Annotated in this window: 13 protein-coding genes; 6 read left to right on the top strand and 7 right to left on the bottom strand. The window is 68.6% G+C overall.

Features of this window, described 5'->3' with window-relative positions; translation table 11 throughout:
- Window positions 1–36: 36 nt before the first annotated feature.
- From V9G04_15330 to V9G04_15305, 6 genes are read right to left on the bottom strand one after another with little or no spacing between them, the layout of a single operon-like run.
- Window positions 37–1,401 (bottom strand): hypothetical protein, encoded by a 1,365-nt coding sequence (locus V9G04_15330; GenBank protein MEI2714622.1) that lies wholly within the window; start codon window positions 1,399–1,401, stop codon window positions 37–39.
- Between the two features lie 49 nt (window positions 1,402–1,450).
- Window positions 1,451–2,668 (bottom strand): HtaA domain-containing protein, encoded by a 1,218-nt coding sequence (locus V9G04_15325; protein MEI2714621.1) that lies wholly within the window; start codon window positions 2,666–2,668, stop codon window positions 1,451–1,453.
- The gene (locus V9G04_15320) at window positions 2,661–3,752 is read right to left on the bottom strand and encodes a hypothetical protein (GenBank protein ID MEI2714620.1); all 1,092 of its coding nucleotides are present in this window, start codon (window positions 3,750–3,752) and stop codon (window positions 2,661–2,663) included. The genes V9G04_15325 and V9G04_15320 overlap by 8 nt, the downstream gene beginning before the upstream one ends.
- The gene (locus tag V9G04_15315) at window positions 3,734–4,546 is read right to left on the bottom strand and encodes a heme ABC transporter ATP-binding protein (protein MEI2714619.1); all 813 of its coding nucleotides are present in this window, start codon (window positions 4,544–4,546) and stop codon (window positions 3,734–3,736) included. The genes V9G04_15320 and V9G04_15315 overlap by 19 nt, the downstream gene beginning before the upstream one ends.
- A complete protein-coding gene (locus V9G04_15310; protein ID MEI2714618.1) occupies window positions 4,543–5,616 on the bottom strand; it encodes an iron ABC transporter permease in 1,074 nt (357 codons plus the stop codon). Before V9G04_15310 ends, V9G04_15315 begins: the two co-directional genes overlap by 4 nt.
- Window positions 5,613–6,707, bottom strand: a complete 1,095-nt coding sequence (locus V9G04_15305; protein ID MEI2714617.1) for an ABC transporter substrate-binding protein — start codon at window positions 6,705–6,707, stop codon at window positions 5,613–5,615. The genes V9G04_15310 and V9G04_15305 overlap by 4 nt, the downstream gene beginning before the upstream one ends.
- Before the next feature lie 123 nt (window positions 6,708–6,830).
- On the opposite strand from V9G04_15305, the gene V9G04_15300 reads away from it, so the two are divergent.
- Genes V9G04_15300 through V9G04_15285 form a run of 4 tightly spaced genes read left to right on the top strand, consistent with a single transcriptional unit; the run spans window position 6,831 to window position 10,537 of the window.
- Entirely contained in the window at window positions 6,831–7,496 is a 666-nt protein-coding gene (locus V9G04_15300) for a biliverdin-producing heme oxygenase (protein ID MEI2714616.1), read from the top strand.
- Window positions 7,497–7,547: 51 nt separating this feature from the next.
- Window positions 7,548–8,045 carry a thiol peroxidase gene (tpx, locus tag V9G04_15295; protein MEI2714615.1) on the top strand — a complete coding sequence of 166 codons (498 nt, stop codon included), beginning with the start codon at window positions 7,548–7,550 and terminating at the stop codon, window positions 8,043–8,045.
- A 39-nt stretch (window positions 8,046–8,084) separates the two neighbouring features.
- Window positions 8,085–9,728 carry a phospho-sugar mutase gene (locus V9G04_15290; protein ID MEI2714614.1) on the top strand — a complete coding sequence of 548 codons (1,644 nt, stop codon included), beginning with the start codon at window positions 8,085–8,087 and terminating at the stop codon, window positions 9,726–9,728.
- Window positions 9,725–10,537: a 2-phosphosulfolactate phosphatase gene (locus tag V9G04_15285; GenBank protein ID MEI2714613.1), complete on the top strand. Its 813-nt coding sequence runs from the start codon at window positions 9,725–9,727 to the stop codon at window positions 10,535–10,537. Before V9G04_15290 ends, V9G04_15285 begins: the two co-directional genes overlap by 4 nt.
- Before the next feature lies 1 nt (window position 10,538).
- Here the strand turns inward: V9G04_15285 and V9G04_15280 are convergent, their stop codons facing one another.
- The gene (locus V9G04_15280) at window positions 10,539–11,174 is read right to left on the bottom strand and encodes a hypothetical protein (protein ID MEI2714612.1); all 636 of its coding nucleotides are present in this window, start codon (window positions 11,172–11,174) and stop codon (window positions 10,539–10,541) included.
- Window positions 11,175–11,197: 23 nt separating this feature from the next.
- Between V9G04_15280 and deoC the strand changes: the two genes are divergently transcribed.
- Both deoC and V9G04_15270 read left to right on the top strand, forming a co-directional pair.
- Entirely contained in the window at window positions 11,198–12,175 is a 978-nt protein-coding gene (gene deoC, locus V9G04_15275) for a deoxyribose-phosphate aldolase (protein MEI2714611.1), read from the top strand.
- Window positions 12,176–12,193: 18 nt separating this feature from the next.
- Window positions 12,194–13,663: an aldehyde dehydrogenase family protein gene (locus V9G04_15270; protein MEI2714610.1), complete on the top strand. Its 1,470-nt coding sequence runs from the start codon at window positions 12,194–12,196 to the stop codon at window positions 13,661–13,663.
- Window position 13,664 lies beyond the last annotated feature (1 nt).

Raw genomic sequence — 13,664 nt, 5'->3', positions numbered from 1 at the left:
AGCCGTTCGGCCACCCCGCCCCGTCGTACGGCGCAATCAGCGCACGCGGTACTTCTTGACCGCCTTGGCGCGCTTATAGACGTCGCTGCCCTGATAGCGCGCGACGATCCTCCACTTGCCGCGCTTGCCCTTCGGCAGGCGTACGACCGCCTTGCCGCCGGCCTTCAGCGTCACCTTGCGCTTCGTGATCACCTTGCCGTTGCGACCGATCGCGACCTTGGCCTTGCCCGTCACAGCGCCCGCGCTCCCGCGCACCCGCAGCACTGCCTTGCCGGCCTTGCCCCGCGCGGGCTTCTTGGTCAGTTTCACCTTCGCGGTCGGCGTCACCTTGGTGACAACCGGCGTGGGTGTGACCGGCGGCTGCAGGCTCGCCCAGTCGATGTTCACCGCCGTCTTGGTGTCTTGGGTGGCGTTCGAGCGGGTGTGGGCCTGCCAGGTGTAGATCGCGTACGCCTTGCCAGACACCAGTTTGGCCGTGCCGGCGGCCAGCACCGTCTCGAAGGTGTCGCCCACGAAACGGTCGGGCGCCACCCAGTCGACGGCGGCGAAGGCCGACATACCGTCGCGAGTGGAATAGTCGATCACCAGGTCAGCGGGCGCGAGACCTACGTAGATGCCTGCATCGCCAGGGTTGGTCACGGGGTTGAAGCCAGCACCCGACACGCTCACCTTGACCCCCGTGGCGTACGACGACGCGGTGACAGCCGCATCGATCTTGGGACTCAGCGACCAAGCAGCCGGAGCCTTCTTGGCATCTGAGCTCCCTCCCGTGGCATAGAAGTGTGCGCGCACACCTGCGGTCAGGTTGGTCAAGAACGACGGGTTGAACGCCTTGCCGTCGACCGGTTTGCCGGCCGGAATGCCCAAGGCCACCGCCTCGGCGGAGTCCGCGGGGAGAACACCAGCCCAGTGCGGGGTGGCGCCGGTCGCCGTGGCACCGGAGAATTCTGCGACGGTGACGAGCGCAGGTGAGGTGCTGGCGGCGGGGTTGCCCATCGCGGCGGCATTCGCGGCCGACACGGTCGCCTGGATCCGACCGTCACCGTCGGGTTCGACCGTCACGATCGGATTGGCGACCGTGACCGAGTAGTACTCGGTCCCTGCCATGGCGAAGGCGCCCTTCACCGAGCCGGCGTACGTGCGCACGATGTCGCCGTCGGCCTGCTTCGCGGTGGACACGGCCGGCCACGAGAACGTCTTGGCGGCGTCATCGAAGGTCAGCCCACCCTCGAGTGTGCGCGTCGAGAGGTGGTCGACGTACTGCTGGGAGATCTGCCAGGTCAGCGGCGCAAGTGTGGGGCTGGCCGCATGCGCAGGCCCTGCGAGCAGACTCGCAGCGGTCGCGGCGAGGCCGAGGGTGGTCGCGGCGGCGACGGCGCCGACGATACGGCGCCGGAGCACGGGTTGAGACTGGGACATGGGTTTCCTTTCGAGGGCGGGTGTTACGAGGTCAGGAGCGAGCGGTAAAGGTGCGGAGCAGGATCAGCACCGCCGCAGCGAGCAGCAGTGCGCCGCCCGCCCACCAGCCGACGTCCGCTGAGTCACGCTCGGCGACGGCTGCTTGGGTTGTCGGAGTCGACGCCGCCAGCACCACTGCCGGCGCGGGCAACGGCGCGGCGGGTGCCGCGGCAGCGACTTGGGGTACGGGGGCCGCAACGGCGGGCGCGGGCGCGACTGGCGCCGCAGTCACGGTGTGGGTCACGACGGCAGGAGCAGGCCGATTCGAGGGCGGGGTCAGAACAGGGTTGGTCGGTGTTGCCCGAGTCGTCGGTGTCGTGGTGGCGCTCGCGGTGGGCGACGGAGTCGTGGTGGGCGCCTGGTCGCCAAAGCCCAGCGTGAGGGGCAGCGGCGCCTTGGTGTGATCGGAGGTGAGCCCGGTCGAATACCAGAACTGGTCGCTGCCGAGCTTGGCCAGATAGCTCACCAGCGACGTCGGGAACGAGCCCCAGCCAGGGCCGGTGCGTACCTGGGGGACGCTGCCTTCCACCGTGACTCCGTCGTAGGCAGGGGTCACCGTGAAGCCCGCATCGCTCACGACGACCCCGGTAAGGTCCGCGAGCGTCACCCGCTCGGCAGGCTGCGGCGTCCACGCCGTGGGGTCCGAACGATCGCTTGCCCAGCCGGCCACGTTCGCGGTCAGCGACCCGGTGCCATCGCCGACCTGCAATGCCGGGTCGGTGACGGTGAAGACGATGTTGCCGCCGTAATAGACGACTGAGAACGTGCCGCGCCAACTCAGGTCAACCGTCTTGCTCGCAGGGTCCACGGTGCCTTCACCGGCGGAGAGCAGCACCCGGTGACCGCTGAACGGCCCGTCGATGCCGATGGCGGCTCCGGACGCGTCGCTGCCCAGACCAGCCCACGTGGCGCGCTGCCACGTGGAGTCTGCGTCGAGCTTTTGCACCTGGACGTTCCCGTCGCGGGCACGCCACTTGGACTGGGGCAACTCGATTCCGCCTGAGCCAGGGTCGGCTACTCCTGCGGAGAGGAAGTTGATCGCGATGGGGTTGTGGGAGCGCGCGTTGCTTTGGTTGCTCAGACCCCACGCGAGGGTGGCGTCGGAAACGCTGAGCGGCTCACCGGCAGGCGCGCTGCTGGCCGCGCCACCAACCGCCACGATGGCAGCCGACACAGCCGCGACCAGAGCACCGACGAGTCCCCTAGACACGCGCACGACGGCTCCTCAGCGCGCGCGCTCCGGCGAAGCCGAGGGCAAGGAGAAACGCCAGCAATGCAACGCCGGCAAAGATCCGAGGAGCAGGGTCGACGTCGTCGGCGTTGGCTGGCGCCGACACTGGTTCCACCGCGGGAGCGGTGAGCCCGAACCGTACGTTCGCCTTCTTGCCCGCACCGAAGAGGCGCAACTCGTGGGTGCCCGACCGAGCATCGGCGGGCAACGCGATCGCGCCGCTGGCACGCCCGTCGGGCCCGGCCGCGAAGGGCCCGCTCGCGCTCAGCCCGTCGTCGAGGATCACCGAGAATTGCCGCCCCGGCGTCAGGTTGGCCACGGTAAAGGCCAGCGCCCGACCGGGCATCGCCGACGAGCGGTCGACGCGCAGTTTCGCTGGGCCTCGCCGGATCGGCTCGACCGGGCCTTGGCTCAGCGCGACCTGGTCGGCCGCCGAGTCCGTCGAGGTCGCGCCGGTGGTGGGTGCGACCACCGTGGTCGACGTTGCTGACGGTACGCTGCTGGTCGGCGTGAGTTCTGCCAGTCGCACCGGCGTGAAAGTCTCGTTGTTGGCGTTGCGAACGCCGTGGGCACCCACCGTGATCACGCCACAGGTGACCTTGCGGCAGTCCACGGTGCGTACGGAACCGTTGCGGCCCACGGCTTGGAAGGTCGGCCCGGGCACCTTGAGGTTCGTGCTCCAGGCTCCAGATTCCGACATGGTCGCCGCGGCAGTCGAGGCCGTCGCCGAGCCGGGGAATGACACAAACCTCTGGAAGCCCTGGTTGGACTTGGATTCGGAGTCCGGCACGTACGCGTAGTCGATTCCCGAACGTCCGCCCCTGCTCGGCTGCCAACCCGGCGACACGGTGCCGAACCACACATAGATGCCCCCATGGCCGCCCTTGATCGACTGGAAGCCGCGACCGCTCACGGTCAGGGAGGTCGAATAGGACGAGTCGATCACCGCGCCCTTGCCGCCGGCGTCAATCGTGACTGAGGACCGGGCATGCGCGGGAGCCGCGACCAGGACCGATGCGGCGACCAGAGGCACGGTGAGGAATGTCAGGAACCGGCGGGACATGTCGCCTCCTCGGACGGCTGGGTCTGATGGGTGCGTACGGGCACGACCATCACTTGGCCGTGGTGATGAACCACCTCGACGGGGTGTTCGTAAACCTCCGTGAGCAGGGCGCCCGTCAGCACCTCGGCCGGTGGACCGTCGACGCGTACGCGTCCCTGCGCCAGCACGCAGACCCGGTGGGCCCAGGCAGCCGCAAGCGAGAGGTCGTGCAGCACCACCACGACGGCCGCGCCCCGATCGGCGCTGGAGCGGGCCTGCGCGAGCAGTGCCTCCTGATGTCGGATGTCCAAGGCAGCGGTGGGCTCGTCGAGCAGATGCACCTCGACGTCCTGGGCGAGCAGTCGGGCGTACGCCACTCTGGCCTGCTCCCCGCCCGACAGTGTGGGCACCCGGCGGTCGGCGAAGTCCGTGACATCGGCGACTCGCATGGCCCACTCGACCTTGGCGTCGTCGTCATCGGCGCGGGGCGTACGCCGCCACACCGACCGCCCCATCTCCACCACTTCGCGCACCCGAAAACCGAACGCCAGTCTCTGCTGCTGGAGTAGGACGGCACGCTCCTGCGCGAGGTCTGCGGTCGAGCGTCCGGTCACAGGGGCACCCGACAGCGTCACCTCGCCCGACTCCGGGGTCAGGTCTCCGGCCAGCACCGACAGCAGCGTCGACTTCCCCGCACCGTTGGGACCGACAAGCGCAACGAGTTCGCCGGCGTGCACGTCGAGATCGACGGCATCGAGAATCCGCTGGCCACCCAGAGACACCGACACCTGGGTTGCCGAGACTACGGCGCTCATGCCCAGCCTCCTGCCGTCTTGCGAGCACGCCGCAGCAGCCAGAAGAACACCGGGCCGCCGACGAGGGCGGTCAGCATGCCGATCGGCAGGTCGGCGTACGCGATCGCGGTGCGCGCCCACAGATCGGCCACGACCAGCAGCAGGCCTCCCGCGAGCGCACTGGCGGGGACCAGAATCCGGTGGCCGGGACCGACGAGGATCCGCATCAGATGCGGCACGATCAGCCCGACGAACGCGATGATCCCGGCGAACGACACCGCTGCCGCTGTCAGGACGGCGACCACGACGATGCTGATCAGGCGCAGGCGCTCGACATCGACTCCGAGATGGCGCGCGGAGCGATCCCCGAGCGCGAGCAGGTCGAGTTGCCGGGCGACCAAGATTGCGCCGAGAAGCCCGGCCAGCGTCACCGGAGCCGTCACCAGCAGATGATCGGTACGGCTCCCGTTGAGGCTGCCCAGTTGCCAGAAGACGATCTCTTCGCGCGCCTGGGTGTCGCCCAGGAACATCAGGTAGGCCAGAGCGGCGCCGGCCATCGCATTGATCGCGACACCCGTCAGCACCAGCGTGACGACCTCCGTACGCCCCCCGTCACGAGCCAGCGCATAGACCGCCAGCGTGGTGACCAGACCGCCGACGAACGCTGCTGCGGCGATCGTCCAACTGCCGAGGACCGTGAGGTCGAAGACGATGACTGCCGCCGCGGCGAAGGCCGCCCCGGCGGACACGCCGACCACTCCGGGCTCGGCGAGTGGGTTGGCGAACACGCCTTGCATCACCGCGCCCGCCGCACCGAGCGCGGCACCGACGAGCACTGCCATCGCCACGCGCGGGAAGCGGACCTGCCACAACGTGGCGTCACCTTGTGGATGGCTGGGCATCGGCCCGAGATCGAGGCCGAAGCGGTGCATGACCGAGCCCAGCACCTCGGCGAAGGAGATGTGCAATTGCCCTGCCCCGGCTGCGCTCGTCACGGCGATCGCCAGCAGCACGCCCAGCCCGAGCAGGACGAACGCGGGCGCCGGACGGCCCAAAGCAGTGCGTACGCGCGGAGCTGCTGTCGCTGTCATTGCAGCGCCTCCGGCGCGTGGATCGCGACCGCGAGGGCGTTGAGCACGTCAGCGGTGAGCGGTCCGTAACCCAGGATCTGGGAGTCCGCCATGGTGATGAATCGCTGCTTCTGACCTGCGGGCGTCTGAGCGAGCGCCGGGAGTTGCTCCAGCAGACCCTCCACCCCGCCCGTGGAGTCCAGGCCCTTGGTCATCATCACCACGACCTCGGGAGCGGCGGCGACGATGCCCTCGGCGGTGGCCGGGCGCATGCCCTTCCACCCGATCTCCTCGGCGACGTCGTACGCCCCGGCGGCCTCGATCAGGTCGTCCGCGCCACTGCCTTCACCGAAGAGGTAGTAGACACCGGCGCTGCCGCGCACATAGAGGAAGATGGTGCGCAGTCGTTCGTTCTTCGGCGGCGAGACAGCTTCGATCTGAGCCTCGACCTCCTCGATCTCCTTGCGCTCACGCTCGGCGAGTTGCGTGCCCACCTGGGGTACGCCAAGCGCTGCGGCGGTCATCTCGGTGATCTCCTCCACGTTGCCGAGGTGTCGCTCGGGCTCGACCACCACGACCGGAATGCCTGCGTCACGCAGTTGCAAGACGACGTCCCAGGGGCCGAGCGAGGTGTCGGTGAGGATCAGCGTGGGGTCGAGCTCGAGGATGGCCTCCGCGTTGAGTTCGTGCCCCGTGCCCGTCACCAGCGGCAGGTCGGCTGCCTCCTCGAACTGAGTGGAGATGTCGCGACCGACGAGCCGATCCCCGAGCCCGAGTTCGAAGACCGTGCGAGACAAGGTGCCGTGGATGTCGAGTGCCAGCACTCGCGAGACGTCGCGCACGGTGACCTTCGTGCCTTGCGCATCGGTCACCGTCGCAGGCAGACGTGGTTCCGGAGCCTGCACGACAGGGCGTACGGCCGCGTCGGCGATCGCCGGCTTGAGCGCTCCCTCGAAGGCCCGGGGATCTGCGGCGGGTTCGACGTCGGCGAGGGAAGGCGCCGGTGCGCTCTCGGGCGTCGAAGCCTCGGGCGCGGGGGGCTCGCCCGACCCGCAGGAGGTCATGAGCAGCACCGAGGCGACGGCCACGACTCCGGCGACACGACGACGCACTATTTCGCTCCTTTGGCTCTGGTGCCCGACCGACAGGATTTGGGACAGGCAAGGCACACCTTATTAAGGTAAGGCTAACCTTGCGCCAGTCCGCAATCCTCACCGGTCTCAGAAAGAACAGCCATGACGCTCCTGCAGCCCGCTCCCACCGCCTCCCTGTCGGTCCAGATGCGTGAGGGTTCACGCCCACAACACGACGCGGCCGAAAGTTCGGTCTTCGTCGAGGAACTCATGGCAGGTCGCGTCAACGAGGTGGGCTACGTGCGCTATCTCACTGACCTGCGGGCGGTGTACGCCGCCCTGGAAGACATCTCGCGACGAGTTGCCGACGACCCGATCGCGGGCCCGATCGTCGACTCGCGCCTGGATCGGGTCGCGGCGATCGACGCAGACCTCGCCTTCTGGTCCGAGGGCGCCACCCAGTTCCCTGCTGCCGGCGCCGCCGCCAGCTCGTACGCCGACGCGATCCACGCCACGGCCGCGCAGCCCGAACTCCTCGTGGCCCATCACTACACCCGCTATCTGGGCGACCTCTCGGGCGGCCAGGTCATCGGCCGGATGCTCGATCGCCATTTCGGCCTCAAGGACGGCGAGGGCACCGCGTTCTATCGCTTCGAAGACATCGAGAAGGTCAAGCCCTACAAGGACGGCTATCGCGAGCGGCTGGACAGCCTTCCGGTGACATCAGCTCAACAAGAGGCCATCGTGACCGAGGTGCAGCGATCCTTCACGTTCAACCAGGCGATCTTCGCCGAGTTGGGCCAAGACCTGGAGTCGTACCTCCGCTGAATCTGCACCGGCCGGTGTCGGCCGTCGGTGACCTGCGGTAGAAATAGAGCCATGGCAACCACAGCGTTCAAGGGCACCCCGGTCAACACCGTCAGCGAGCTTCCGGCACCCGAGGCCGCCGCTCCCGGCTGGCAACTTGTCGGCGACGGCCTCTCCAACTTCAGCTCCGACGAGTTGTCCGGGCAGCGAGTCGTTCTCAACATCTTCCCGAGCATCGACACCGGGATCTGTGCAGCCAGCGTACGCAAGTTCAACGAACTCGCCGCCGGTCTGGACAACACCACCGTCGTGAACGTCTCGAAGGATCTGCCCTTCGCCCAGGCGCGCTTCTGCGGAGCCGAGGGCATCGACAAGGTCAAGGTGGGCTCGGCTTTCCGGTCGTCCTTCGGTGAGGACTACGGCGTCACGATGAGCGACGGCCCGATGGCTGGTCTGCTCGCGCGCGCTGTCGTGGTCGTGGACGAGGGTGGCCAGGTCGTGCACACCCAACTCGTGGACGAGATCACCACCGAGCCGGACTACGACGCCGCGATCGCGTCTCTGGCCTGACACACCGCACGACGCGTTAGCGCGCGCTAACGTGCGGCCATGACCGCAGCACTGATCGAGCAGGCCCGTGACTGGGCGGCCCAGGACCCCGACGACACCACCCGGGCCGAACTCGAGGCGGTGATCGCCGCAGCCGAGTCAGGTGAGGAGTCGGCGGCGGCGGACCTGGCCGACCGTTTCGACGGCACGCTGGAGTTCGGCACGGCCGGGCTTCGCGGTGCGCTGGGAGCCGGTCCCAACCGGATGAACCGCGTCGTCGTGCTGCGCGCCGCGGCCGGACTGGCGGCGTACCTGCGCAGCGAGGGCGCCGCACCAGGCAGCAGCGTGGTGATCGGGTACGACGCGCGTTACAACTCCGATGTGTTCGCCACCGACACCGCCGAGGTGATGACCGGGGCAGGGTTCAAGGCGCTGCTGATGCCCCGACCGCTGCCAACGCCGCTGCTGGCGTACGCGATCCGCGAACTCGGGTGTGTCGCCGGCGTGATGGTGACGGCGAGCCACAACCCGCCGCAGGACAACGGCTACAAGGTCTATCTGGGCGACGGCAGCCAGATCGTGCCTCCTGCGGACTCCGGCATCGCCGCCGAGATCGCGGCGGTAGGCCCGGTGGCCGACATCGCGCGCGGTGGCGCGGGCCGCATCCTCGACGAGGAGATCGTCGACCGCTATTACGACACCATCGCGGGCCTGGCCGGTGACGGGCCACGCGACCTCAAGACCGTCTACACGCCGCTGCACGGCGTCGGGGGCACCTCGGTGCTGCAAGTGCTGGAGACCGCAGGCTTCTCCGCGCCCCAGGTGGTGGAGCAGCAGGAGGAACCCGACCCCGACTTCCCGACCGTCGCGTTCCCCAACCCCGAGGAGCCGGGGGCGATGGATCTCGCCATGGCGCTCGCCGAAAGCACCGGCGCCGACCTCGTGGTCGCCAACGACCCTGATGCCGACCGGTGCGCCGCCGCCACGAAGGGTCCCCACGGTTGGCGGATGCTTCGCGGCGACGAGGTCGGAGCCTTGCTGGGGGCACACCTGATCCGGCGCGGCAGCACAGGCGTTTTCGCCTGCTCGATCGTGTCGTCGAGTCTGCTCGGCAAGATTGCCGCAGCGGCCGGACAGCCCTACGAAGAGACGCTGACGGGCTTCAAATGGATCGGTCGAGTCTCGGGTCTTGCCTACGGCTATGAGGAGGCGCTGGGCTATTGCTGTGCGCCCGAGCACGTCAAGGACAAGGACGGTGTCTCGGCGCTGCTGCTCTTGTGCGAGCTCGCCGCCTCGGCGAAGGCCGAAGGTCGTACGCTCGATGATTTGCTCGACGACCTTGCCCGCGAGCATGGCCTGCACGCGACCGACCAGCTCAGCGTTCGCGTCGAGGACCTGTCGCTGATCGCGCGTGCGATGGAGGCTTTCCGGGCCACGCCCCCGGCCGCGCTGGGCGGACTGGCCGTGGAGCGCATCGACGACCTGGCCAAAGGCAGCGCAGACCTGCCACCGACCGACGGATTGCGGTTCTCTCTCGCCGACGGCGCGCGCGTGATCGTCCGACCGAGTGGCACCGAGCCGAAGTTGAAGTGCTATCTCGAAGTCGTGATCCCGGTCGAAGACTCGGTGGATGCGGCTCGGATCTCCGCGGCTGGGCGGCTGGACGCGATCAAGGGCGATCTGCGGTCGTTCCTGGACGTATGACCAAGCCCGGATACGACAAGCCCAGATACGAAAAGCCCAGATACGAAAAGCCCGGATACGAAAAGCCCGGCCACGACCAGGCCGGTTTTGCGATCCGCTGCGAGTGGGGGCCCGACGGCGCGAAGCACGTGCCGGCCGACATCGCCGTCGTCGTCGACGTGCTGTCCTTCACGACGACGGTGACGGTGGCGGTCGAGCGCGGCATCGCCGTGCTGCCGTACGCCTGGAAGGACGACCGGGCCGCGGCGTACGCCCGATCGCAGCACGCGACGCTGGCGATCGGTCGACTGGAGGCCCTCGAACGCCCCGGCGCGGTGAGTCTGTCTCCTGCCTCGATGGCAGGGGTCACCGCAGTGGACCGGATCGTGCTTCCCTCGCCCAACGGCTCGACCATCAGTGCGTTGCTCACCGAGCGCGCGAACACGGTCGTGGCCGCGAGCCTGCGCAATGCCGCCGCCGTGGGTGCCTGGGTGGCCGGGCGGGTCACCACCGGCGAGTCCGTGGTGGTGGTCCCCGCGGGTGAGCGTTGGCCCGACGACACCCTGCGGCCGGCGGTCGAGGACCTGTGGGGCGCGGGGGCGGTCATCGCGGCGGCCCTGCAGGCGGGCGCGACCGATGCGTCACCCGAGGCGCTAGCGGCGGCGGCGGCCTGGCGAGACGTCAGACCGCACGTCACCGAGGCGATGACACGCTGCGCGGGCGGCATCGAGTTGATCGAGGCAGGCTTCGGCGCCGATGTCGCGATCGCGGCGCAGGCGGATGCCAGCGGGGTCGTCCCCATGCTGCGCGACGGCGCTTTCACCGCGTGAACTAGAGCAAGACGACGAACGCCACCGCCGCGGCGACCAGCGCCACGAGCTCCGGCCAGGCCCACGACCTCTGAACGGTGGCCGCGAGCGCATCCTGCTCGGGCGACATCAAGGCGATGCCCTCGCGCTCGCGCGCGTCGGACGCCAGGCCGCGCAGCCGGTGCTCGACATAGTCGCCATAGGCAGCGTTGGCGAGTCCCTCGGCGGTATTGAGATCACCGGTCGGACGCGGATGGCGCAGCCGGTTGCCCAGCGTGCGGCCGACCGCTGCCGAGGTGAAGCGTCGCTCCCCCGCACGGACGGCGAGATAGTGGCGTACGACCAACTCCTCCACCGCGGCGAGAGGGATCCGCACGGTCGACAACGGGTTGCGCAGCACCAACTCCTGCGTGGTGACGTAGGCGCGCGGTCGCAGCAGCCAGATCCACGCCACGACGATCGCGAGCGCGCCCAGAGCACCCACCCAGGAGTCCACGTCGTCGCGCTCCAGCGCCGCAGTAGTCACCAACGCGGCGCCGATCGCGAGGAGGAAACCCCCGGTCACCCAGGCCGACCCGTTGGAGAAGCGTTCGATCACGCCACCGCCCGACGAATCGAGGTGGCCCTGTTCGGCATTTCTCGACTCACTCGGGGACACCCGCTCACCCTATGCTGTTGCGGGTGACCACAACCCAGACCGGCGAGAGCACGGTGACGTTCGACGACATCACCGCGTCCAATTCCTCCTTGCGCCGCTTCCTGCACGGACTTCCCGGGGTCGACCAGGTGGGCTGTGAGGCGCGCGCCGCCTCGCTCGGCACCCGCTCGATCAAGACGTCGGCCAAGGACTTCGCGATCGACCTGGCGATCCGGATGGTCGACCTGACGACATTGGAGGGGCAAGACACTCCTGGCAAGGTGCGCGCACTGGCCAACAAGGCGATGCGCCCCGACCCGGCCGATCCGACCTGTCCCCAGACCGCCGCGGTCTGCGTCTATCCCGACATGGTGGCGACCGCCAAGGAGACGCTGGGTGACTCCGGCGTCAATGTCGCCGCAGTCGCCACGGCGTTCCCGAGCGGGCGAGCGGCGATGGACATCAAGCTGGCCGACACCCGCGATGCGGTGGAGGCCGGTGCCGACGAGATCGACATGGTCATCGACCGCGGCGCGTTCCTGGCCGGTCGCTATCTCGACGTGTACGACGAGATCGTCCAGGTCCGTCAGGCGTGTGCCAAGGAAAATGGAGAGAGCGCACACCTCAAGGTCATCTTCGAGACCGGCGAGTTGCAGACCTACGACAACGTCCGTCGCGCCTCCTGGCTGGCGATGATGGCGGGCGGCCACTTCATCAAGACCTCGACGGGCAAGGTGCAGCCGGCCGCGACCCTGCCGGTCACGCTGATCATGCTGGAAGCCGTACGCGACTTCCGCGAACTCACCGGCCAGATGATCGGCGTGAAGCCCGCGGGCGGCATCAAGACCACCAAGGACGCGATCAAATACCTCGTCATGGTCAACGAGACCGCGGGGCCCGACTGGCTGGACCCGGACTGGTTCCGCTTCGGCGCGTCGACGCTGCTCAACGACCTGCTGATGCAGCGCACCAAGATGCAGACCGGGCGCTACTCCGGTCCCGACTACTTCACCCTCGACTGAGCTGGGAGCCCACACATCATGGTCAAGGTCTCGAACGAGACGATCCTGCCGGCGGCGTTCGACTACGCCCCGGCCCCGGAGTCGCGCAGCATCCTCAACCTCCAACCGTCCTACGGGCTGTTCATCAACGGCGAGTTCGTCGACGGGCACGGCACCAACTTCAAGACGATCAGCCCCTCTTCGGAGGAGGTGCTGGCCGAGATCCACGAGGCCAGCGCCGACGACGTCGACCTCGCCGTCAAAGCGGCCCGCCGCGCGTACTCCCGCGTGTGGAGCAAGATGCCGGGCAGCGAGCGGGCGAAGTACCTCTACCGCATCGCGCGCATCCTGCAAGAGCGCGGGCGCGAGTTCGCCGTGCTGGAGTCGCTCGACAACGGCAAGCCGATCAAGGAGGCGCGCGACGTCGACATCCCGATCGCGGCGGCGCACTTCTTCTACTACGCAGGCTGGGCCGACAAGTTGGAGTACGCCGGGTACGGCGACAACCCGCAGCCGCTCGGCGTCGCGGCCCAGGTAATCCCGTGGAACTTCCCGCTGCTGATGCTGGCGTGGAAGATCGCTCCGGCGCTCGCGTGCGGCAACACGGTGGTGCTCAAGCCCGCCGAGACCACTCCCCTGACCGCGCTGCTGTTCGCCGAGGTCTGCCAGCAGGCGGACCTGCCGCCCGGTGTGGTCAACATCGTCACCGGCGCGGGCGACACCGGTCAGGCGCTGGTCGAGCACGAGGACGTCGACAAGGTCGCGTTCACCGGCTCGACCGGAGTAGGCAAGATGATCGCGAAGGCGATCGCGGGCACCGACAAGGTCGCGACGCTCGAACTCGGCGGCAAGGCAGCCAACATCGTCTTCGATGACGCCCCGATCGACCAGGCGGTCGAGGGCATCGTCACCGGGATCTTCTTCAACCAGGGCCACGTCTGCTGCGCCGGCTCGCGGCTGCTGGTGCAGGAGTCGATCGCCGACGAGTTGCTCGACCGCCTCAAGCGCCGGATGGCGACCCTGCGCGTGGGTGACCCGCTGGACAAGAACACCGACGTCGGTGCCATCAACTCCGCCGAGCAGTTGGCGCGCATCCGCGAGCTGTCCGCCATCGGCGACGCAGAGGGGGCGGAGCGCTGGTCGGCTCCGTGCGACCTGCCCAGCAAGGGCTTCTGGTTCGCCCCGACCGTCTTCACCGGCGTCACGCAGGCGCACCGGATCGCGCGCGAGGAGATCTTCGGCCCGGTGCTCTCGACGCTGACCTTCCGCACCCCGGCCGAGGCGGTCGAGAAGGCCAACAACACGCCGTACGGCCTCTCGGCAGGCATCTGGACCGACAAGGGCAGCCGGATCTTGTGGATGGCCAACCAACTGCGTGCCGGAGTCGTGTGGGCCAACACGTTCAACAAGTTCGACCCGACCTCACCGTTCGGCGGTTACAAGGAGTCCGGTTATGGCCGCGAGGGCGGTCGCCACGGCCTGGCCGCCTACCTGAAGGGAGCGCACTGAG

The sequence above is a fragment of the Nocardioides sp. genome (assembly GCA_037045645.1).
Classification (GTDB): Bacteria; Actinomycetota; Actinomycetes; order Propionibacteriales; family Nocardioidaceae; genus Nocardioides.
This window is presented reverse-complemented; position numbering and strand designations above follow the sequence as displayed.

Coding starts and splice junctions, on each gene's coding strand:
- V9G04_15320 (MEI2714620.1), bottom strand. CDS start 3,752: ATGTCCCGCCGGTTCCTGACATTCCTCACCGTGCCTCTGGTCGCCGCA.
- V9G04_15315 (MEI2714619.1), bottom strand. CDS start 4,546: ATGAGCGCCGTAGTCTCGGCAACCCAGGTGTCGGTGTCTCTGGGTGGC.
- V9G04_15310 (MEI2714618.1), bottom strand. CDS start 5,616: ATGACAGCGACAGCAGCTCCGCGCGTACGCACTGCTTTGGGCCGTCCG.
- V9G04_15300 (MEI2714616.1), top strand. CDS start 6,831: ATGACGCTCCTGCAGCCCGCTCCCACCGCCTCCCTGTCGGTCCAGATG.
- tpx (MEI2714615.1), top strand. CDS start 7,548: ATGGCAACCACAGCGTTCAAGGGCACCCCGGTCAACACCGTCAGCGAG.
- V9G04_15290 (MEI2714614.1), top strand. CDS start 8,085: ATGACCGCAGCACTGATCGAGCAGGCCCGTGACTGGGCGGCCCAGGAC.
- V9G04_15285 (MEI2714613.1), top strand. CDS start 9,725: ATGACCAAGCCCGGATACGACAAGCCCAGATACGAAAAGCCCAGATAC.
- V9G04_15270 (MEI2714610.1), top strand. CDS start 12,194: ATGGTCAAGGTCTCGAACGAGACGATCCTGCCGGCGGCGTTCGACTAC.